The sequence below is a fragment of the Chromobacterium sp. W521 genome, from assembly GCF_052805975.1.
Genome location: NZ_JBRBAF010000011.1, coordinates 72,457 through 91,088, shown reverse-complemented (window position 1 = coordinate 91,088; position 18,632 = coordinate 72,457). Strand labels below are relative to the sequence as shown.

Annotated in this window: 18 protein-coding genes; 5 read left to right on the top strand and 13 right to left on the bottom strand. The window is 64.6% G+C overall.

The window, feature by feature from the left end; translation table 11 throughout:
• Nucleotides 1-2 precede the first annotated feature (2 nt).
• The 10 genes from ACUXV1_RS17915 to ACUXV1_RS17870 form a co-directional block, all read right to left on the bottom strand.
• A complete protein-coding gene (locus ACUXV1_RS17915) occupies nt 3-650 on the bottom strand; it encodes a hypothetical protein (RefSeq protein ID WP_081555418.1) in 648 nt (215 codons plus the stop codon).
• Between the two features lie 167 nt (nt 651-817).
• Nucleotides 818-1,915: a bifunctional diaminohydroxyphosphoribosylaminopyrimidine deaminase/5-amino-6-(5-phosphoribosylamino)uracil reductase RibD gene (ribD, locus tag ACUXV1_RS17910; protein ID WP_043637699.1), complete on the bottom strand. Its 1,098-nt coding sequence runs from the start codon at nt 1,913-1,915 to the stop codon at nt 818-820.
• Between the two features lie 3 nt (nt 1,916-1,918).
• Nucleotides 1,919-2,458 carry a GNAT family N-acetyltransferase gene (locus ACUXV1_RS17905; protein ID WP_043637696.1) on the bottom strand — a complete coding sequence of 180 codons (540 nt, stop codon included), beginning with the start codon at nt 2,456-2,458 and terminating at the stop codon, nt 1,919-1,921.
• Between the two features lie 58 nt (nt 2,459-2,516).
• Complete coding sequence (gene nrdR / locus ACUXV1_RS17900) at nt 2,517-2,975, bottom strand: transcriptional regulator NrdR (protein WP_019100637.1); 459 nt, start codon at nt 2,973-2,975, stop codon at nt 2,517-2,519.
• A 126-nt stretch (nt 2,976-3,101) separates the two neighbouring features.
• Complete coding sequence (gene glyA / locus ACUXV1_RS17895; RefSeq protein WP_043637694.1) at nt 3,102-4,349, bottom strand: serine hydroxymethyltransferase; 1,248 nt, start codon at nt 4,347-4,349, stop codon at nt 3,102-3,104.
• A gap of 166 nt (nt 4,350-4,515) precedes the next feature.
• Entirely contained in the window at nt 4,516-4,917 is a 402-nt protein-coding gene (locus ACUXV1_RS17890) for a DUF3224 domain-containing protein (protein ID WP_218673442.1), read from the bottom strand.
• A 95-nt stretch (nt 4,918-5,012) separates the two neighbouring features.
• A complete protein-coding gene (locus tag ACUXV1_RS17885; RefSeq protein ID WP_446016117.1) occupies nt 5,013-6,902 on the bottom strand; it encodes an amidohydrolase in 1,890 nt (629 codons plus the stop codon).
• A complete protein-coding gene (locus ACUXV1_RS17880; RefSeq protein ID WP_446016116.1) occupies nt 6,899-7,126 on the bottom strand; it encodes a DUF1427 family protein in 228 nt (75 codons plus the stop codon). Before ACUXV1_RS17880 ends, ACUXV1_RS17885 begins: the two co-directional genes overlap by 4 nt.
• A gap of 57 nt (nt 7,127-7,183) precedes the next feature.
• Nucleotides 7,184-7,837 carry a hydrolase gene (locus ACUXV1_RS17875; RefSeq protein WP_043637689.1) on the bottom strand — a complete coding sequence of 218 codons (654 nt, stop codon included), beginning with the start codon at nt 7,835-7,837 and terminating at the stop codon, nt 7,184-7,186.
• 97 nt (nt 7,838-7,934) lie between these two features.
• Nucleotides 7,935-8,636, bottom strand: coding sequence for a pirin family protein (locus ACUXV1_RS17870; protein ID WP_446016115.1), 702 nt, complete (start codon nt 8,634-8,636; stop codon nt 7,935-7,937).
• 188 nt (nt 8,637-8,824) lie between these two features.
• On the opposite strand from ACUXV1_RS17870, the gene ACUXV1_RS17865 reads away from it, so the two are divergent.
• Complete coding sequence (locus ACUXV1_RS17865) at nt 8,825-9,760, top strand: LysR family transcriptional regulator (RefSeq protein WP_446016114.1); 936 nt, start codon at nt 8,825-8,827, stop codon at nt 9,758-9,760.
• Between the two features lie 206 nt (nt 9,761-9,966).
• Here ACUXV1_RS17865 and ACUXV1_RS17860 read toward each other — a convergent pair whose 3' ends face one another.
• Entirely contained in the window at nt 9,967-11,046 is a 1,080-nt protein-coding gene (locus ACUXV1_RS17860) for a hypothetical protein (protein ID WP_043637681.1), read from the bottom strand.
• A 748-nt stretch (nt 11,047-11,794) separates the two neighbouring features.
• Nucleotides 11,795-13,651 (bottom strand): dihydroxy-acid dehydratase, encoded by a 1,857-nt coding sequence (ilvD, locus tag ACUXV1_RS17855; RefSeq protein WP_081555410.1) that lies wholly within the window; start codon nt 13,649-13,651, stop codon nt 11,795-11,797.
• A 197-nt stretch (nt 13,652-13,848) separates the two neighbouring features.
• Here ilvD and lgt point away from each other — a divergent pair, with 197 nt between their 5' ends.
• The 4 genes from lgt (at nt 13,849) to phnE (ending at nt 18,188) form a co-directional block, all read left to right on the top strand.
• Complete coding sequence (lgt, locus tag ACUXV1_RS17850; RefSeq protein WP_081555409.1) at nt 13,849-14,700, top strand: prolipoprotein diacylglyceryl transferase; 852 nt, start codon at nt 13,849-13,851, stop codon at nt 14,698-14,700.
• A gap of 289 nt (nt 14,701-14,989) precedes the next feature.
• Entirely contained in the window at nt 14,990-15,832 is an 843-nt protein-coding gene (locus tag ACUXV1_RS17845; RefSeq protein WP_043590938.1) for a putative selenate ABC transporter substrate-binding protein, read from the top strand.
• Nucleotides 15,829-16,626: a phosphonate ABC transporter ATP-binding protein gene (locus ACUXV1_RS17840; protein WP_114154111.1), complete on the top strand. Its 798-nt coding sequence runs from the start codon at nt 15,829-15,831 to the stop codon at nt 16,624-16,626. Before ACUXV1_RS17845 ends, ACUXV1_RS17840 begins: the two co-directional genes overlap by 4 nt.
• On the top strand, nt 16,620-18,188 hold the full coding sequence (phnE, locus tag ACUXV1_RS17835; RefSeq protein WP_446016113.1) for a phosphonate ABC transporter, permease protein PhnE: 1,569 nt from the start codon (nt 16,620-16,622) through the stop codon (nt 18,186-18,188). The genes ACUXV1_RS17840 and phnE overlap by 7 nt, the downstream gene beginning before the upstream one ends.
• Nucleotides 18,189-18,393: 205 nt before the next feature.
• Here phnE and ACUXV1_RS17830 read toward each other — a convergent pair whose 3' ends face one another.
• Nucleotides 18,394-18,603, bottom strand: a complete 210-nt coding sequence (locus tag ACUXV1_RS17830; protein WP_043590936.1) for a hypothetical protein — start codon at nt 18,601-18,603, stop codon at nt 18,394-18,396.
• Between the last annotated feature and the right edge of the window lie 29 nt (nt 18,604-18,632).

Genomic DNA, 18,632 nt, shown 5'->3' with positions numbered 1-18,632 from the left:
CCTCACGCCGCCGGCTGGCCGGCGTTGCGCGCTTGGGCTTGCGGGAATTGATGCCAATAGTAGAAATACTCGCGCACCAGCAGCAGAAAAATGTTTTTTAGCTCCGCATCGCGCAGATGCAGCAACACCGCGTCCACCATCATGCGGAAGCTGTCGCCCTGGATGGGCTGGCCGTCCAATAGATAAAGCAAGGATTTGAGCAGGCGCTCGCGCAGATGGATGTCCGGCTCGGACATGCCGTCCTCGAACAGTTTGCCCAGGTAGAGGCCCAGCGACGGCGGGAAGCGGGAGAAACCATCGCGTTCCATTCGCGTCAACAGGCCTTCCCAGTCCGTCTCCAGCCAAACCCGCACATTGCGCACCGAAAAACCGCTGCGCGCGGTGATCTCCACCACTTTCTTGGTATCGCCGAGCCAGAAGTAATAGAACTCGCGGGTACAGGTCAGCGCCAGCACCTGCTCGTCCGGCGCGCAGGCCTGCAACAAACGCTCGCAAGGAACGCGAAACCCTTCGGCGCTGCGCTCGACGCCATCCAGCCAGGGCAACATCTGCTCCAAAATGCGACGCCTCTCGTCGATCACTTGGGCAGGCGCGCCCTGACGCGCCAGCAATCGCATATAAGCCTCCAGCGCCGCCTTCAAATCGCTCATGCCCTTTCCCCAGCCCTCCCGGTCTTGCCCGCCCTTCCCCGCGCCGCTCGCGCTCTTCGGCACAGCCGGTGGACTGTTCTTATTTTCGGACAGAAATGTTGCAGACTCCAGACGGGATTCACGGCGACGTCGGCGTTTTTCTAACGCGCCTGGCTGGAAACAGCTTCTCAGGCCGGCGTCAGGCTCAAGCGCAAATCCGCGCCCACCATTCGCACATCGCGGATATTCAGCTTCTGCTTATCGGCCAAGTCCTCCAGCGCCGGCCAGGCAAACAGGCCGCGCGCGGCGTCGCCGGCCAGCGACGGCGCCAGATAAAGCACGATCTCGTCCACCAGCCCGGCGCGCAGCAGCGCGCCGTTGAGGCCGGCCCCCGCTTCCACCATCAGCATATTGACGCCGCGCTGCGCCAAGGACGCCAGCAAGGCAGGCAGGTCGGCATGGCCGTCGGCCTGCCGCGGCAAGGTCAGTATCTCCGCGCCGGCGCGATAAGGCCGCAGACGCGTTTCCTCATGGTTGCAGGTGGCCAGCACAGTGCTTCCGTCCTGGTAGATGCGCTGCGTCGGCGCAGTGCGCAGATCGCTGTCCAGCACCACGCGCAGCGGCTGGCGCTCGCAGGGGACTTCGCGCACCGTCAGTTGCGGATCGTCGGCCAACACCGTGCCGCTGCCAGTGAGCACCGCGCAATGCTCGGCACGCAGACGATGCACGTCGCGCCGCGCCTCGGGTCCGGTGATCCACTGGCTGCGGCCGTTGAGCAAGGCGGTCTTGCCATCCAGCGTGGCGGCGGCCTTGAGCATGACCCACGGGCGGCCGCGCTCAACCCGCGACAAGAAGCCGCGATGTACTTGTCTCGCCTCCGCCTCCATCAGCCCGGCGTCGGCGTCTACGCCAGCGGCCCGCAACATGGCCAAACCGCGGCCGGACACTTCGTGGTAGGGGTCCACCATCGCCGCAGCCACTCGGGCCACGCCTTCGTCGATCAAACGCCGCGCGCACGGCGGAGTTCGACCGTGGTGGCTGCAGGGTTCCAGCGTGACATAGGCGGTGGCGCCGCGTGGGGATAGGCCACGCGACAGGCAGTCCTTGATCGCCTGGATTTCCGCGTGATCGCCGCCCACTTGCAGGGTGGCGCCCTCTCCAATCACCGCGCCGTCGCGCACCAACACGCAACCCACGCCCGGATTGGGCGCGGCGCGGCGAGTAGCCTCGGCGGCCAGCCGCAGCGCGCGCTGCATGTAACGATGGTCATCGGCGGAGTCGTTCATGTTTCATTGCTTCCATTCATGAGCCAGCAAGCTGTACTGCCTGGCGTCGCAGTAGCGGCCTTGCAGCAGCAGGTATTCGCGCAGCAGGCCTTCAAAACGGAAGCCCAGCCGCTCCGCCACCGCGCAGCTGCGGTGATTGGCCGCCGCCGCGTCTATCGCCACCCGGTGCAGGCCCAATGGGCCGAAAGCCTCGTTCAGCAGTTGCGTCAGCGCCGCCTGCATCACTCCCTGGCCCACCTGACGGCGGTCCAGCCAATAACCGACGAAGGCGTGGCGGTTCAAGGCGTCAACGGAGTGCAGATCACAAACGCCGGCCAGCTCGCCGCCGCGCAACACCAGCCAAGTATAGGCTTTGCCGATCTGACGGCTGACGGCGGCGGACTGCAGAAAGGCGCGGGAGTCGGACTCGGAACGGGTCAGCGGCTCCCACGGCATCCATGGCCGCAGCGCGTCGCGGTTGGCGTTGATCAAGGCGAACAGCGCCGGCGCGTCGGACAGCTCAGGCGCGCTCAGCGAAACATGGGCAGGCAGGGGTTCAGACATGCAGGCACCCGCAAGGACGGAAGAATGGAGCAGTCTACTCCAGCCTCCCGCCGGGAGGTCAATGCGAAGACTTCTGGATTTCCTTGATCGCGTCGGAAAACTCGGACACGTCCTGAAAACTGCGGTAGACCGAGGCGAAACGCACATAGGCCACCTTGTCCAGGCGGGCCAGTTCGTTCATCACCATTTCGCCGATCTCGCGGCTGGACACTTCCCGCTCGCCCAGTTGCAGCAACTTGTGACAGATGCGGTCTATCGCTTCGTCCACCAGCGCGGTGGGCACCGGGCGTTTGTGCAGCGCGCGCAGGAAGCTGGTGCGAACTTTCTCGATATCGAATTCCGAACGATGGCCGGCGGTTTTCACCACCTGCGGCATGCGCACGTCGGCGGTTTCAAAGGTCGTGAAACGCTTCTCGCACACCGGGCAGCGCCGCCGCCGCCGGATGCTGCTGCCGTCCTCACTGACGCGGGAGTCGATTACCTGAGTATCGGCATTGCCGCAGAACGCGCATTTCATGACTTAATCCTAAGGGTTCCAATGTATGGATGTTATCAGCAATGCGCAGTCAAGTTAATGCCGCTATCGCCCTCCATGAAAAAGACGCCCCTGAGGGCGTCTTTTTAAGGCCGAGACCAGCGCGGCTTATTTGGAGTACACCGGGAACCGATGACACAGCGCGGTGGCTTGCTCCGCTACGCGAGCGATCAACGCGTCGTCGTTCGGGTTGTCCAGCACGTCCGCCACCAGATTGGCCACCTGGATGGCTTCGGCCTCCTTGAAGCCGCGGGTGGTAATGGCCGGGGAACCGATGCGGATGCCGGAAGTCACGAACGGGGTTTCCGGGTCGTTCGGGATCGCGTTCTTGTTCACGGTGATGTGGGCGCGGCCCAGAAGCGCGTCGGCGGCCTTGCCGGTCAGGCCCTTGGGACGCAAGTCCACCAGGAACACGTGGCTCTCGGTGCGGCCGGACACGATGCGCACGCCGCGCTCGGCCAGGGTCTTGGCCATGATGGAGGCGTTCTTCAGCACTTGTTCCTGATACACCTTGAACTCGGGCTGCAGCGCTTCCTTGAAGGCCACCGCCTTGGCGGCGATCACATGCTCCAGCGGGCCGCCTTGCAGGGTCGGGAACACATTGCTGTTGATGCTTTTCTCAAACTCGGCCTTGGCCAGGATGATGCCGCCGCGCGGGCCGCGCAGGGTCTTGTGGGTAGTCGAGGTCACGAAGTCGGCGAACGGCACCGGGTTCGGGTACACGCCGGCGGCGATCAGCCCTGCGTAGTGCGCCATGTCCACCATGAAGTAAGCGCCGCATTTCTTGGCGATCTGGCCCATGCGCTCGAAGTCGAAGCGCAAGGCGTAAGCGGACGCGCCGCCGATGATCAGCTTGGGCTTGGTTTCCATCGCTACGCGCTCCATGTCGTCGTAGTCGATTTCTTCCTTGTCGTTCAGGCCGTAGGCAACGATGTTGAACATCTTGCCGGACAGGTTGGCCGGAGAGCCGTGGGTCAGGTGACCGCCGTGGCCCAGGTTCATGCCCATCACGGTGTCGCCCGGCTTCAGGATGGAGAAGTACACCGCCTGGTTGGCCTGGCTGCCGGAGTGCGGCTGCACGTTGGCGTATTCCGCGCCGAACAGCTGCTTAACGCGGTCGATGGCGAGTTGCTCGACCACGTCCACATGCTCGCAACCGCCGTAGAAGCGCTTGCCCGGGTAGCCTTCGGCGTACTTATTGGTCAGTTGGGAGCCCTGGGCTTCCATCACCGCGGGGCTGGTGTAGTTTTCCGAGGCGATCAACTCAATGTGATCTTCCTGGCGTTGACACTCGGCCGCAATGGCGGCGGCGAGTTCGGGATCGAATTTGGCAATCGTCTGGTCAGCAGCGAACATCTTTGACTCATCCATCAAAGGGTTAACGATGCGGGCATTCTACACGAAATGCCGAGGCGAAAACCTTAACGTGAAGCAATTGCCGCGAAGGGAAAAACGAGCCTCTCCAGATGCGCGCAACCAGTTCAAAATCTTGCGAGCCAGGGCGCATCCGGCTTTGAACCGCTTATCCGGGCAGGGTGTAATCAAAATCGTAGAAGTGCTCGCCGGCGGTGATCGTGATGCGCAGGCAGCCGCTGATGCCGCAGAGTTCCTCGGTGCCGGAATCCGGCGTCACCATGATGGCTTGCTCGGCGGCTCCGCGCGTCATCGTGGCGCTGTGTTGCAGCACAAAACTGCCTTTGCGGCCGTGCAGGCTGCCTTGCACCCGCTCCATGGCGACATAGCCGGCCGAACCCGGCTCCGCGCTTCGGAAGCTCAGCATCTCGCCCTGGCTGACGGCGTCCAGATCACCATGAAAACGCTTGTCAAGCGACATGCGGCCAAGACCGCTAGCGCCGGCTGTCTCGCTCAAGGGTTCCGGGGAGAGTTTGACGTCGAAACGGCCGCTGGCGATGGATTTCATCATGTATCCTCAAGATGGGCGCCGCCGCGGGCGCGGCAGGCCATCGTCATGATAACGCAGCCGGCCGCGGCCGCGCGCTGGCTTCTTCTATCCCGGAGTCAAACCGCCCAGCAGGAGCAGCCCAGGGCGCCGAAGAAACTCTGGGAGTCGGACACCGGCAGGCCAGCGTCCCAGGCGCGGGCGTGCTGGTGCCCGTGCAGGCCGCAGGCGCTGGCGCAAGCACAGGCCGCGCCGGCCTGGCGGTGCAGCGAGCGGCGGCCAGCGCCCTCCGGCTCGCCCCAAGCGGCGTAGCCTTTGTAGCGTCGCACCGGGGACCAATCCGGCATTGCCGGCGGCAAGGGATTGTCGTCCAGCGCGGCGAAGTCGGCGGCGGCGTAAACGATGCGGCCTCCCACCATGGTCAAGTCCGAGCTTATGAAGGAGATGTCGTCCTCGGCGCAAGCGAAGAAGTCCCGGTCCGGCACGATGAGATCGGCGAACTGCCCGGCTTCGATGCGGCCGCGCCGGCCTTCTTCATGAGTGAACCAGGCCACGTTCTCCGTCCACATCCGCAGCGCGGTTTCTCGGTCCAGGCAGTTGCGCTGCGAGTAGAGCCGCAAGCCGCCCACGGTCTTGCCGGTCACCATCCAGGCCAGCGACACCCATGGATTGTACGAGGCGACGCGGGTGGCGTCGGTGCCGGCGGACACCCTGACGCCCTTGGCCAGCATGCGGGCTATCGGCGGGGTGGCCTCGGCGGCGGCGGCGCCGTAGCGCTCGACGAAATACTCGCCCTGGTAAGCCATGCGGTGTTGCACCGCGATGCCGCCGCCCAGCGCGGCGATGCGGTCGATTGAGCGATCGGAAATGGTTTCGGCGTGGTCGAAGAACCAGTTCAGGCCGCTCAAGGGAATGTCGCGGTCCACTTTTTCAAACACGTCCAGCGCGCGGGAGATGGTTTCGTCGTAAGTGGCGTGCAAACGCCACGGCCAGCGGTTTTGCGCCAGGATGCGCACCACCTCCTCCAGTTCCCCCTCCATTTCCGGCGGCATGTCCGGCCGCGGCTGACGAAAATCCTCAAAGTCCGCGGCGGAAAACACCAGCATCTCCCCCGCGCCGTTGTGACGGAAATAATCATCGCCCTGCTTGTATTTGACGCCGGCGGTCCAGTTGAGGAAGTCCTCTTTCTCTTGCTTGGGTTTTTGGGTGAACAGGTTGTACGCCAATCTCACCGTCATCTGGCCGGCGTCGGCCAGTTGCTGGATCACCGCGTAATCGTCCGGGTAGTTCTGAAAGCCGCCGCCGGCGTCGATCACGCCGGTCACGCCCAGGCGGTTGAGCTCACGCATGAAATGGCGGGTAGAGTTGAGTTGGTAATCAAAGGGCAGCTTGGGTCCTTGGGCCAGGGTGGCGTAAAGGATGGCCGCATTGGGCTTGGCCAGCAGCAAGCCGGTGGGCGCGCCGTCGGCGCCGCGGACGATTTCGCCGCCCGGCGGCGCAGGCGTGTCCTTGGTGTAGCCTACCGCGCGCAGAGCCGCGCCGTTGAGCAAGGCGCGGTCGTACAGATGCAACAAGAAGACCGGCGTGTCCGGCGCTACCGCGTTGATCTCCTCCAGCGTGGGCAGGCGCTTCTCAAGAAACTGGTGCTCGGTGAAGCCCCCCACCACCCTCACCCATTGCGGCGCGGGCGTAACGGCGACCTGCCGCCGCAGCATCTCCATGGCGTCCGCCAGCGAACGCACGCCGTCCCAACGCAACTCCATATTGAAGTTGAGGCCGCCGCGCACCACGTGAGTATGGTTGTCGATCAGGCCGGGCAAAACGCTGCGACCGCGCAGATCGATCACGCGGGTGGCCGCGCCGGCCAACGCCATAATTTCACTGTCCTCGCCCACGGCGAGAAAGCGGCCGTCCTTAACGGCAACGGCGCTGGCGCGGGGCCGAGCGCGGTTCAGCGTGGTGAAACGGCCATTGCGCAAAATGAGATCGGCCAAGGCGGTGGTGGTCATGATTGCTTCTCCTGTGGGGCGGCGACCGGGCTCGCCGGCTGGCTGACGGCGGCTGGCGCGCCATGGCGCAACGCTTGGAATTGGGGCCAAAGCTGCTCGCCGATCAACATGCCCAGCAGGCCGAGGATGGCGACGGCCGGCGGCGCCGGCGAACGCACGTGCAGCAGGCTGTAGATGACCCCCACCAACAGGCCGGCCGCCAAGGAAATCAGATAAGGTTTCATGCTTGCGCCCTCTACCGGCGGCGTGGCCGCCGGCATGGAATCAATACGCTCGGCGGATCAACCTTCCTGGGCGCCGAACATGGTTTTGGCGTACTGGATGCCCAAGCCGTAGCCTCCGCCCAGCTTTTTGGCGATGCCGGTGGTTAGGTCGTATGTGTCGGCTCGCGCCCAGTCGCGCTGCAATTCCAGCAAGTATTGCAAGGCCGTGATCGGCCGCGCGCCGGCCTGCACCATGCGCTGGATCGCGCGCTCGTGCGCTTCCGCCGAGATGTCGCCGCAAGCGTCGGCGATCACGTAGACCTCGAAGCCCTGGGACAGCGCGGACAACGCCGGGCCGACAATGCAGACGCTGGTCCACAGGCCCGCCAGCACAATGCGGCCCTTGCCGATATGGTTGACGCGATCAATCACCGCGGCGTCTTCCCAGGTGTTCATCGAACTGCGGTCCAGCATACGCTGTCCGGGAAAGGGGGCGCTCACCTCTTCGAACATCGGCCCGGAAAAGCTCTTTTCGGCCACAGTGGTCAGTATCGTGGGCACCTTGAAGCCGGCGGCGGCGCTGGCGACCAAGCCGGCGTTGTTGCGCAGCGTGGGCATGTCGATGGAGTGAGTGGCGAAAGCCATCTGCGATTGGTAGTCGATCAGGATCAGCGTGTGATCGTGCGGGGTCAGCAACAGCGGGCTGGGGGTCGGGGTGGCTTTCAGGCTCATGGCATTCTCCAGTGGATCAAGGAATGAACAGACGGCGGCCGGACGGGCAAGACGCCGGGCGGGCAGAAGGGCCGCCGGCCCCTGCCCGCCGCGGCAGTCACTCGCGGCTATCCACCAGAATCAGTTCGGCGTCCTCTCCGGCGACGATGCGCAGCAAGTCCTCATCGCGGATCGCCGCGCCGTCGCGGGCTTGCAGCGTCACGCCGTTAACCTCCGCCCGGCCGCGAGCCAGCACCAGATAAGCGCAACGCTGTGCGCCCAACCGGTAATCGACGCTTTCGCCGGCCTTGAGGGCGGCGCCCAACACGCGGGCGTCGGCACGGATCGGCAAGGCCTGATCGTCGCCGTCCATGCCGCTGGCCAGAGCGACGAAGGCGCCGGAGCGGTCCTCCTTGGGAAACGGTTTGCTGCCCCAGGACGGCTCGCCTCCGCGCCGCTCCGGCATGATCCAGATCTGGAAAATACGGGTGTCGACGGCTTCCAGATTGTATTCAGAGTGAACAATGCCGCTGCCTGCGCTCATCACTTGCACATCGCCGGCCTCGGTGCGGCCCTGATTGCCCAGGTTGTCGCGGTGGCTGATCGCGCCTTCACGAACATAAGTGATGATTTCCATATCCGCATGCGGATGTGGAGGAAAGCCGGTGTCCGGCGCGATGGTGTCGTCGTTCCACACCCGCAGAGCGCCCCAGTGCATGCGCGCCGGGTCATGGTATTCGGCGAAGGAAAAATGGTGTTTGGCGTCCAACCAGCCATGGTGGGCTCCGCCCAGGCTGGCGAAAGAGCGATGTTCTATCATGCTGTCCTCCCGTATTGTGGCGAGGCGCCGCCTGCCCGGCGACGCGTCTGATGCAACCACTATACGCAGCGGACAACGCTATGTTAACGGGATATATGGAATTGCATCGTTTCCATTTTTGACATGATTAATGCGCTATCTTGCAGTTTGATGGTTAAAATTGAAATCCATCGCCTGAAGCGAATCCAATGATGAAACGACTCCCCGATCTGGAAGCCTGGGCTATTTTCGCCAAGGTGGCGGAATGCGGCTCCTTCGCCCGCGCCGCCGCGGAACTGACGCTGTCCCAGGCCACGGTGTCCAAGGCCATCACGCGCCTGGAAGCCCGAATGAAGACCATGCTGTTCCACCGCACCTCGCGCCGCATCACGCTGACCGAGGCCGGCCACGCCGCGCTGGAGCGGGCCAGCCGCATCCTGGCGGAGGGCGAGGCGGTGGAGGCGGACATCGCCGAGCAATCCACCAGCCTGCGCGGTGCGGTGCGGGTCACCGCGCCAATGTCCTTCGGCCTGTCCCACCTGGCGCCGCTGCTGCCGGAGTTCATGGCCCGCCACCCGGACGTGGAACTGGACTTCCACTTCAGCGACGAGCAGGTGGATCTGGTGGCCAAACGGCTGGACCTGGCGCTGCGCATCGCCTCGCTGACCGACTCCAGCCTGCTGGCCCGCCGCCTGTGCGCGGTGCGCATCCTGCTGGTGGGCTCCCCGGCGTATTTCGCGCGCTATGGCCGGCCCCGCCATCCCCGCGAGTTGGCCGAACACCGCGCGCTGTTGTACAGCAACGCGCCCGGCGGGCAGTTCTGGCGCTTCCGCCACCCGGATGAAGGCGAGTTCGCGCTGGAAATGCCCTCGCCGCTGCGGGTCAACAACGCCGAGGCATTGACGCCGGCGCTGCGCGCCGGCCTGGGCCTGGCGCTTCAGCCGGAATTCCTGGCCTGGCAGGATGTGCAGGCCGGCGAACTGGAAACCGTGATGATGGATTGGCAGGTGGACCCGATCGCGCTTTACATTCTCACGCCGCCGGGCCGCAGCCGGCCGGCGCGGGTGCAGGCCTTGATCGACTATCTGGCGGCGCGGCTGGCCGTCGCGCCATGGGCGCGCCATCAGCCGGAAGCGAAAAGCTGAGCCCCATGACCAAGCCCCGCTTCATGCGGGGCTTGGTCATCGAACAAAATGGGACGGGGCTTAGAACCTGTTTACGATCTGCTCCGCGTCATGGAGCGTTACACGGTGAGTGCACCTTCAAAATGCGCATGTACCGTGTGTACACTCCGCTTTCTCAGCTGTTTTCGCCTTGTTTCTCCTTAGCTCGCGAGATCGTAAACACGCTCTTACAAATCGTCGGCGGTAAAGAACAGGGGCACGCCGTCCTTGCTGTCCGGGTGCAGCTCCGGCAGCACATGCACTTCGCGAACATGGCATTCCGCCATCAGTTCGCGGAAACTTTCTTCAATCAGTTGCACATTGTCCAGCGCCGCCAGCGGCCAGACGAAGGCTTCCCAATTGCGCTCGTCGCCTTCCGCGGACAGAGTGATATGCAGTTCGCCGTTATCGTGAGCGGACAGGATGGCCACCGGCTCCTTGTTCAGTTCACGCAGGCGGCGGATCTGACTGCTGGCGAATACCTGCATCGCCACCTCGAAACGGGCGTAGTTGCCCGCCACCATCGCCTGCATCGCAGGCATCGGCGGACGAGCGATGGGGAACAGCGTCACGCCGTCGGCCTTCAACTGCTCGCCCAGGAATTTCATCAGCGGCATGCCCCAGCTGCCCACCGCGCCGCCCAGGCGCAACGGCGGTTCCGCGCCCTCCGGCTGAATCGCCACGCCCAATAGGTAGCGCAGGAACACACCCTCTTCTTTCACCGTGACCGGCGCCGGTTGCTGCGGCAGCAACGCGCGGGCATGGGCCGGGTCGCGGTTCAGCTTATAAAGCTGGGCGGAGTCCAAGCCCACCACGCTGTCCGGGTGCAAGAGCGCGCCGCCCAAGGCAACGTCGGCGTCGCCGGCGAACACGCCGTGCTCGCGCAGCAGCTGGTTCAGGCCGGCCTCGTCGGCAATCTCGCCGGGCAGCGTGGTCTGGCTCTTGCTGCCGGCCACCAACACCAAGGGCATGGCGAAGACAATGGCGCGGCCGCCGCCGGTGTTTTCCACCGCGTCGCGCAGCGCGTCCCACACCAATTGATAGCATTGCTGCGACGGCACCATGGCGAGCGCCACGGAAATGGACAGCAGCTCACCGCGCGCCAGCATCTCGGCCATCGCGTCTCGCACCGCTGAGAACCACATTTCCCGATCGGACTCGGTCTTGGCGTTCAGCGCCGACTGGGCATTGTGAATCAGCATATTGGTCAGCGCCACTTGCGGGTGGTACTGGCGCGGATCGGGAAGGGTATGGCGTACGGCGTCCATGAAGGGGAATCCTGCTGCAATCGGAAAACCGCTATTTTGGCACAGCTGCGGCGGCCATGGTGCGCCGCGACAGAGGCGGCCCCGGCCGAGATGTACCAGATGCGCGACAGAAAATTATAATTTCACACATTTGCGAAAAACAACATGTTGACACTCGATACCGCAATCTGGATAATTCGTTCTCGTTGAGATGCAGCAATTGCTTCTTGATAGTTTCTCCTCTATTTCTCCTTTGTAGACTTGGCGCGGACCTAACGGTACCGCGCATTTTTTTTGCCTTTCCCCCAGCCACACCCATGCTAAGCATTCGCTAAGCTTTTGTTAAACAACAAAATTATTAAAATTCATGTAATAAGGGAACTTGCCTGCCTGTCCCTCGCAACTTGATCACGTCCTCCCTCCTCTCAGGTATCTGCGCTATCTTGATCCGTTTTCGCTTTAGTCAAAAACAATGCCATTTAGATTTAAACAGACAAAGCATATGACTAATGGCATTAGAACGGATTTCGTTTGTGAAAATTTAGGAAAACACACAGAGAAGAACTGTTGGATTCGAAAACAAATGAACAAGACTAAGACGCCGCCGGAAGCCGGGAGGCGAGAGAGAAGCGAGGCTGCGCCTGCGAAAACAGCGGCGAGCGAATGAGGACCAGATGGTTGCTGCGCCCTAAAAAACAATGGGCCGCACGGCAAAAAACCGCACGGCCCGAATCCTATCCGGAAACCGGTTAAGGAAATATGACAAATATCAACGGCGTTCTACTTGCGTCACATCGCGTACCGCGCCGGTGTCGGCGCTGGTGGTCATCGCCGCGTAAGCGCGCAGCGCAGGGCTGACCACGCGGTCGCGGCCCAACGGCTTCCAGGCGTCGCGGCCCTTGGCTTCCATCGCCGCACGTCGCGCAGCCAGCGTTTCATCGCTGACCGCCAAGCGGATGGAACGGCCCGGGATATCGATCTCGATGCGGTCGCCCTCTTCCACCAGACCGATGGCGCCGCCCTCCGCGGCTTCCGGCGACACATGGCCGATGGACAGGCCGGAGGTGCCTCCGGAGAAGCGGCCATCGGTCAGCAAAGCGCAATCCTTGCCCAAACCCTTGGATTTCAGATAGCTGGTGGGATACAGCATTTCCTGCATGCCGGGGCCGCCCTTGGGGCCTTCGTAGCGGATCACCACCACGTCGCCGGCTACGATGCGGTCGGCCAGGATGGCCTCCACCGCCGCGTCCTGGCTTTCAAAGATGCGGGCGCGCCCGTTGAATTTGAGAATGGAGTCGTCCACGCCGGCGGTTTTAACAATGCAACCACGTTCGGCGATATTGCCGGCCAGCACCGCCAGGCCGCCATCCTGGGAGTAAGCGTGCTCACGGTCGCGAATGCAGCCTTCGGCGCGGTCGTCGTCCACCGTCGGGTAGCGCATGGATTGCGAGAAGGCGATGGTGGTGGGCACGCCGCCCGGCGCCGCGCGGTAGAAGCGTCGCGCCTCGCTGTCTTCGCCGTGGCGGCGGATATCCCACGCTTCCAGCGCTTCGCCCAGCGTGGCGCTGTGCACGGTGGGCACCTCGCGGCGGATCAGGCCGGCGCGGTCCAGCTCAGCCAGGATGGCCACCACGCCGCCGGCGCGGTGCACGTCTTCCATATGGTATTTCTGGGTGGCCGGAGCCACCTTGGCCAGACACGGCACCGAGCGCGAGATGCGGTCGATGTCCGCCATTTTGAAGTCCACTCCGGCTTCCTGCGCCGCCGCCAGCAGGTGCAGCACCGTGTTGGTGGAGCCGCCCATGGCCACATCCAGGCTCATCGCGTTCTCAAACGCGGCCTTGGTGGCGATGGCGCGCGGCAGCAGGCTGGCGTCGTCCTGCTCGTAATGGCGCTTGGTGATGTCCACGATCAGCCGGCCGGCGCGCAGGAACAATTCCTTGCGGTCCGCGTGCGTGGCCACCAGGCTGCCGTTGCCGGGCAGGGACAGGCCCAGCGCCTCGGTCAGGCAGTTCATGGAGTTGGCGGTGAACATGCCGGAGCAGGAGCCGCAGGTGGGACAGGCGGAGCGCTCCACGCGCTCTACATCCTCGTTGGACACCGCGCTGTTGGCGGCCTCCACCATCGCATCCACCAGATCCAGCTTGCGGATGTCGTTGCCCCACTGCACCTTGCCGGCTTCCATCGGGCCGCCGGAGACGAACACCACCGGGATGTTCAGGCGCATGGCCGCCATCAGCATGCCGGGGGTGATCTTGTCGCAGTTGGAGATGCACACCAGCGCGTCGGCGCAGTGGGCGTTGACCATGTATTCCACGCTGTCGGCGATCAGGTCGCGGCTGGGCAGGCTGTAGAGCATGCCGCCGTGGCCCATGGCGATGCCGTCGTCGATGGCGATGGTGTTGAACTCCTTGGCCACGCCGCCGGCGCGTTCGATTTCCCGCGCCACCAGTTGGCCCATATTGTGCAAGTGCACGTGACCGGGCACGAACTGGGTAAAGCTGTTGGCGATGGCGATGATGGGTTTGCCGAAGTCGTCGTCCTTCATGCCGGTGGCGCGCCATAGAGCGCGGGCACCCGCCATATTGCGGCCGGCGGTGGAAGTGCGGGAGCGGTATTGGGGCATTGCTGATTCCTTAATTTCTGCATGGGCGGAAAGGCGCTCCGGGCCTGGCCTGCTTTAAGGCCGGGCCGCCTGGCTCCGGGTGCCGGGGAGCTCAAGGCAAAAATGCGCCGGGCGGCGGGTGGGCCGCGCGACGCGTGGGAACGCTTTCCCATATAATCCGTCCACATTCTTTTACCGCAAACGCACACGGCTGACAAATGATCATTCATCCGCAGTTCGACCCCGTGGCCATCCAGCTGGGCCCGCTAGCCATTCATTGGTACGGCCTGATGTACCTGCTGGGCTTCGCCAGCTTCCTGATCCTGGGCAATTACCGCATCAAGCGCGGCCACGCCTTCCTCACCTCCAAACTGCTGGACGATCTGCTGATGTACGGCGCCGTCGGCGTGGTGCTGGGCGGCCGCCTGGGCGAAGTGCTGTTCTACCAGCCCGGCTACTACCTCAGCCACCCGCTGGAAATCCTGATGGTGTGGAAGGGCGGCATGTCCTTCCACGGCGGCTTCATCGGCGTGCTGATCGGCGTGGCGCTGTTCGCGCGCAAGCACGGTCGCAGCTTCTGGGAAGTCACCGACTTCATCGCGCCGCTGGTGCCGCTGGGCCTGGCCGCCGGCCGCATCGGCAACTTCATCAACGGCGAACTATGGGGCCGGGTGGCCGATCCCAAGCTGCCGTGGGCGATGCTGTTTCCGCAAGCCAGAATGGACGACCTGATCCAGGCGCAGCAGTCCTCCGACCTGATGGTGACCCTGCTCCAGTACGGCGGCCTGCCGCGCCACCCCTCGCAGCTGTACGAATTCGCGCTGGAAGGCCTGGCGCTGTTTGCCTTGCTGTGGTGCTTTAGCGCCAAGACGCGCGCCCGCGGCCAGGTGTCAGCGCTGTTCCTGATCGGCTACGGCCTGGCCCGCTTTGGCAGCGAATTCTTCCGCACGCCGGACGCCGGCATCTTCGGCCAGTCGGACGTGATCAGCATGGGCCAATGGCTGAGCCTGCCTATGATCGTGATCGGCCTGGCGCTGTTCTACCTGTTCGGCAAGCGCAAGGCAGCCTGAGCCAGGCTAGGCTAGAATGCTTGCTATACGCGGTGGTTTTTAGAGCCGGCTTACGATCTCGCGAGCGAGAGCGAGACAAGGCGAAACCTGCTGAGAAAGCGGAATGTACATACGGTACATGAGCATTTCGAGGTTGGTTTCAACGCTGTATCGCTGACGCGCAACAGATCGTAAACAAGTTCTTAGCCCGCTGCTTCAAGGCCAGTCTTATGACTGGCCTTTTTGAATCGCCGGCCCGCCGGCGCCAGCCCTTGCGGCTTTTTGTCCGCAGATAGAGGAAAACACCGCCATGACCGCCATCAAACTGACGCTGGCCAGCGCCCTGCTGGCCGCCGCCACCCTGGCCAACGCCGCCCAGACCGTGCTCAAAGTCTCCGCTATTCCAGACGAATCCCCCACCGAACTGCAGCGCAAATTCGCGCCGCTGGGCCAGTACCTGGAAAAAGAGCTGGGCATGAAAGTGCAGTTCGTGCCGGTATCGGACTACGCCGGCGTGGTCACCGCGCTGACCTCGGACAAGCTGGACCTGGCCTGGCTGGGCGGCTTCACCTATGTGCAGGCCAGCCAGCGCGGCAAGGTGGTTCCGCTGGTTCAGCGCGAGGAGGACAGCAAGTTCACCTCAACCTTCATCACCAGCGGCCCGGCCAAGAGCCTGAAGGAGCTGAAGGGCGACAGCTTCGCCTTCGGCTCGGCCTCCTCCACGTCCGGCCATCTGATGCCGCGCTATTTCATGCAGAAGGACGGCATCAAACCGGAAAGCTTCTTTAAGAACGTCGCCTATTCCGGCGCCCACGACGCCACCGTGGCCTGGGTGGCCGCCGGCAAGGTGGAGGCCGGCGTGTTGAACAGCTCGGTGTGGCAAAAGCTGGTGGAAAGCAAGAAGGTGGATAGCGCCAAAGTGCGCGTAATCGCCACCACCCCGCCCTACTACGACTACAACTGGACGGTGCGCGGCAGCATGGACAAGGGTTTGCAGGACAAAATCCGCCAGGCCTTCCTCAAGCTGGACGCCAAGAATCCTGAACAGAAAGCCGTGCTGGATTTACAGCGCGCCAGCCGCTTCATTCCCACCAAGCCGGACAATTATCAGGGCATAGAAGCCGCCGCCACGGCCGCCGGGCTGCTGAAGTGAGCCTGGAGTTCCACGACGCCGGCCTGAAGCTGGACGGCGCCGTCATCCTGCGCGGCATAACGCTGCGCCTGGCCGCCGGCGAGCAAGCGGCCTTGATCGGGCCGTCCGGCGCCGGCAAGAGTTCGCTGCTGCTGCTGGCCAACACCGGCCTGCGCCCGGACGCCGGCGAGGTCCGGCTGCTGGGCGCCGACCCCTGGCGCCTACCGCGCCGCGCCCTGCGCGCCTTGCGCGCGCGCATCGGCAGCGTCTATCAGACGCCGCCGCTGCCTCCGCGCCAGCGGGTGATCCATGCGGTGGCGGCCGGCAGGCTGGGTCATAGCGGCGAACTGGCGGCCCTGCGCCGGCTGCTGTGGCCGGACGACGACGCCGGCGTCGCCGCCGAACTAGAACGGCTGGGCCTGTCCGACAAACTGTGGCAGCGCTGCGACCAGCTGTCCGGTGGCCAGCGCCAGCGCGTCGGCATCGCCCGCGCGCTGTACCAGCGCCCGGAACTCTTGCTGGCCGACGAACCCGTGTCGGCGTTGGACCCCAGGCTGGCCGACGACACCATTCGCCTGCTGTGCGAGGACGCCCGCGCGCGCCGCGCCGCGCTTCTGGTCAGCCTGCACTCGGTGCAACTGGCCTTGGAGCACTTCCCGCGCATCATCGGCCTGCGCGACGGCGCGATCGCCTTCGACTTGCCGCGCGAACAGGTCGACTCCGCGCTGCTGACCGAACTCTACTCCGGCGACGCGCCTGACGCGGCGATGGAAGCGGCCGCGCCCGCCACGGCGCTCAGAGGCCTGCAATGCTGAAACCGCGCGACCCGGCCGCGCGCGCGCGGCTAGGCTGGCTGCTGCTGACTCTGGCGCTGCTTCTACTCACGCTGCCGCTGACTCAGTTCACGCTGGCCACCTTGCTCAACGGCGACACCTGGCTCAGCCTGGCGCGCTTCGCCGCCGGCTTTCTGCCGCCGGCCCACGACGGCGACTTCCTGAAAGAAGTCGTGAGGGAAACCGTCGTCACGCTGGCGGTAGCCAGCGCCGGCCTGGTCCTGGCCATGCTGCTGGGCGCGCCGTTGGCCTTCGCCACCAGCCGCGCGCTGGACGATCATCAACTCACCGCCTCCCCGCCGCGCCGCGAGGTCTTGGCCGCGCAAAGCCTGCTGCGCGGGCTGATGGTGTGGCTGCGCGGCGTGCCGGACATCGTCTGGGCCCTGCTCTTTGTCCGCGCCGCCGGCCTGGGCAGCCTGCCGGCGGTGTTGGCGCTGGGCCTGGCTTACGGCGGCATGCTGGGCAAGGTATACGCGGAAATTCTGGAATCCCAGCCGCGCGCGCCGGCGCAGGCTCTAGCGGCGGTCGGCGCCAGCCGCTGGCAACGCTTGTGCTGGGCGCTGTGGCCGCAAGCGCTGCCGGAATTGATCAGCTATAGCGTCTACCGCTGGGAATGCGCGATTCGCGCGTCGGCCGTGATGGGTTTCGTCGGCGCCGGCGGCATCGGTCAGTTGCTGGACAGCAGCCTGAAAATGCTCAACGGCGGCGAGGTGGGCGCTCTGCTCCTGGTGTTCCTGCTGCTGGTGGGTTTGAGCGAAGGCGTCAGCCGCTGGTCGCGGCGCGCTTTGGAACGCAACGGCGGCGGCGGCCGCCTGTTGCTGGCCGGCGGCGCGCTGGCCGCCTTCAGTCTTTGCTGGCTATGGCCGGACTGGCGAGCCAACGGTTTCGACTGGCGCGGCCTGCCGCGCTTCGCCATGGAATTCCTGCCGCCGGACTTCTCCCCCGCCACTTTAAGGCAACTGGGTCAGGGCGTGGTGGAGACCTTGGCGATGTCGGCGCTGGGCACGGTGCTGGCGGCCCTTCTAGCCATGCCGCTGGCCTTGCCGGCGGCCGGCCGGCTGGGCGTCGCAGCCAAGAGCGCGACGCGTCTGTTGTTGAACATGCTGCGCGGCATACCGGACCTGCTGTGGGCGGCGCTGGCGGTGTTGGCGCTGGGCCTGGGGCCGGCCGCCGGCGTGCTGGCGCTGGCGATGCATACCGCCGGCGTGTTGGGCCGCTTGTTTGCGGAAACCCTGGAAAACGCGCCGCCGCAGGCGGAACAGGCGCTGCTCCACGCCGGAGCCGGCCGCGCGGCCGCCTTCTGCTACGGGCCCTTGCCCATGGTCGCCAGCCAATGGCTGGCGTACACCTTGTACCGCTGGGAAAACAATATCCGCATCGCCACCGTGCTCGGCATCGTCGGCGCCGGCGGCCTGGGCCAGCAGCTGTATCTGGCGCTGTCCCTGTTCCAACAGCAGGCCGCCGCCGCCGTCATCCTGGCGATGGTCGCGCTGTCCTGGAGCGTGGAACAGCTGAGCCGCGCGCTGCGCCGGCGCCTGGGCTGAGAGCCTGTTCAAAGTCTCGCGAGCAAAGGCGAGACAAGGCGAAAACAAGGGAAAAAGCGGAATGTACTCGTGCTACACGAGCATTTTGAACTTGTACTCACCGTGCAACGCTCCACGAAGCGCGGCAGACCTTGAACAGGTTTTGAGACGACGAACGCGGGGCGGCAAGCCTTAGCCTGCCGCCCCGTCCATTTTCATCCCATGCTTAATTGGCTTCCTTGCAGGCGACCAATCCACACACAAACATCGCGAAACCCGCGAACCCCAGCGCCTTGGCCACCAAGAACGGCCACTCCGGCGTGCCGCCATTGCTGCCGGACGCGCCAAAGCCCGCCAGCATCAAACCCAACCAGGCCAAGCCGCCGGAGGCCAGCAAAGCGCAGACCGCCCCGCCATACCATGCTCTCTTGCTCATCACGGTTCTCCTCTTCCCACGCTTTTGAA

What these genes read in the sequence shown, in the direction of transcription:
- nrdR (WP_019100637.1), bottom strand. Translation starts at nt 2,975, where the DNA reads ATGAAATGCGCGTTCTGCGGCAATGCCGATACTCAGGTAATCGACTCC.
- ACUXV1_RS17875 (WP_043637689.1), bottom strand. Translation starts at nt 7,837, where the DNA reads ATGAGCCTGAAAGCCACCCCGACCCCCAGCCCGCTGTTGCTGACCCCG.
- glyA (WP_043637694.1), bottom strand. Translation starts at nt 4,349, where the DNA reads ATGTTCGCTGCTGACCAGACGATTGCCAAATTCGATCCCGAACTCGCC.
- ACUXV1_RS17830 (WP_043590936.1), bottom strand. Translation starts at nt 18,603, where the DNA reads ATGAGCAAGAGAGCATGGTATGGCGGGGCGGTCTGCGCTTTGCTGGCC.
- ACUXV1_RS17915 (WP_081555418.1), bottom strand. Translation starts at nt 650, where the DNA reads ATGAGCGATTTGAAGGCGGCGCTGGAGGCTTATATGCGATTGCTGGCG.
- lgt (WP_081555409.1), top strand. Translation starts at nt 13,849, where the DNA reads ATGATCATTCATCCGCAGTTCGACCCCGTGGCCATCCAGCTGGGCCCG.
- ACUXV1_RS17905 (WP_043637696.1), bottom strand. Translation starts at nt 2,458, where the DNA reads ATGTCTGAACCCCTGCCTGCCCATGTTTCGCTGAGCGCGCCTGAGCTG.
- ACUXV1_RS17845 (WP_043590938.1), top strand. Translation starts at nt 14,990, where the DNA reads ATGACCGCCATCAAACTGACGCTGGCCAGCGCCCTGCTGGCCGCCGCC.
- phnE (WP_446016113.1), top strand. Translation starts at nt 16,620, where the DNA reads ATGCTGAAACCGCGCGACCCGGCCGCGCGCGCGCGGCTAGGCTGGCTG.
- ilvD (WP_081555410.1), bottom strand. Translation starts at nt 13,651, where the DNA reads ATGCCCCAATACCGCTCCCGCACTTCCACCGCCGGCCGCAATATGGCG.
- ACUXV1_RS17890 (WP_218673442.1), bottom strand. Translation starts at nt 4,917, where the DNA reads ATGATGAAATCCATCGCCAGCGGCCGTTTCGACGTCAAACTCTCCCCG.
- ribD (WP_043637699.1), bottom strand. Translation starts at nt 1,915, where the DNA reads ATGAACGACTCCGCCGATGACCATCGTTACATGCAGCGCGCGCTGCGG.
- ACUXV1_RS17880 (WP_446016116.1), bottom strand. Translation starts at nt 7,126, where the DNA reads ATGAAACCTTATCTGATTTCCTTGGCGGCCGGCCTGTTGGTGGGGGTC.
- ACUXV1_RS17870 (WP_446016115.1), bottom strand. Translation starts at nt 8,636, where the DNA reads ATGATAGAACATCGCTCTTTCGCCAGCCTGGGCGGAGCCCACCATGGC.
- ACUXV1_RS17865 (WP_446016114.1), top strand. Translation starts at nt 8,825, where the DNA reads ATGATGAAACGACTCCCCGATCTGGAAGCCTGGGCTATTTTCGCCAAG.
- ACUXV1_RS17885 (WP_446016117.1), bottom strand. Translation starts at nt 6,902, where the DNA reads ATGACCACCACCGCCTTGGCCGATCTCATTTTGCGCAATGGCCGTTTC.
- ACUXV1_RS17860 (WP_043637681.1), bottom strand. Translation starts at nt 11,046, where the DNA reads ATGGACGCCGTACGCCATACCCTTCCCGATCCGCGCCAGTACCACCCG.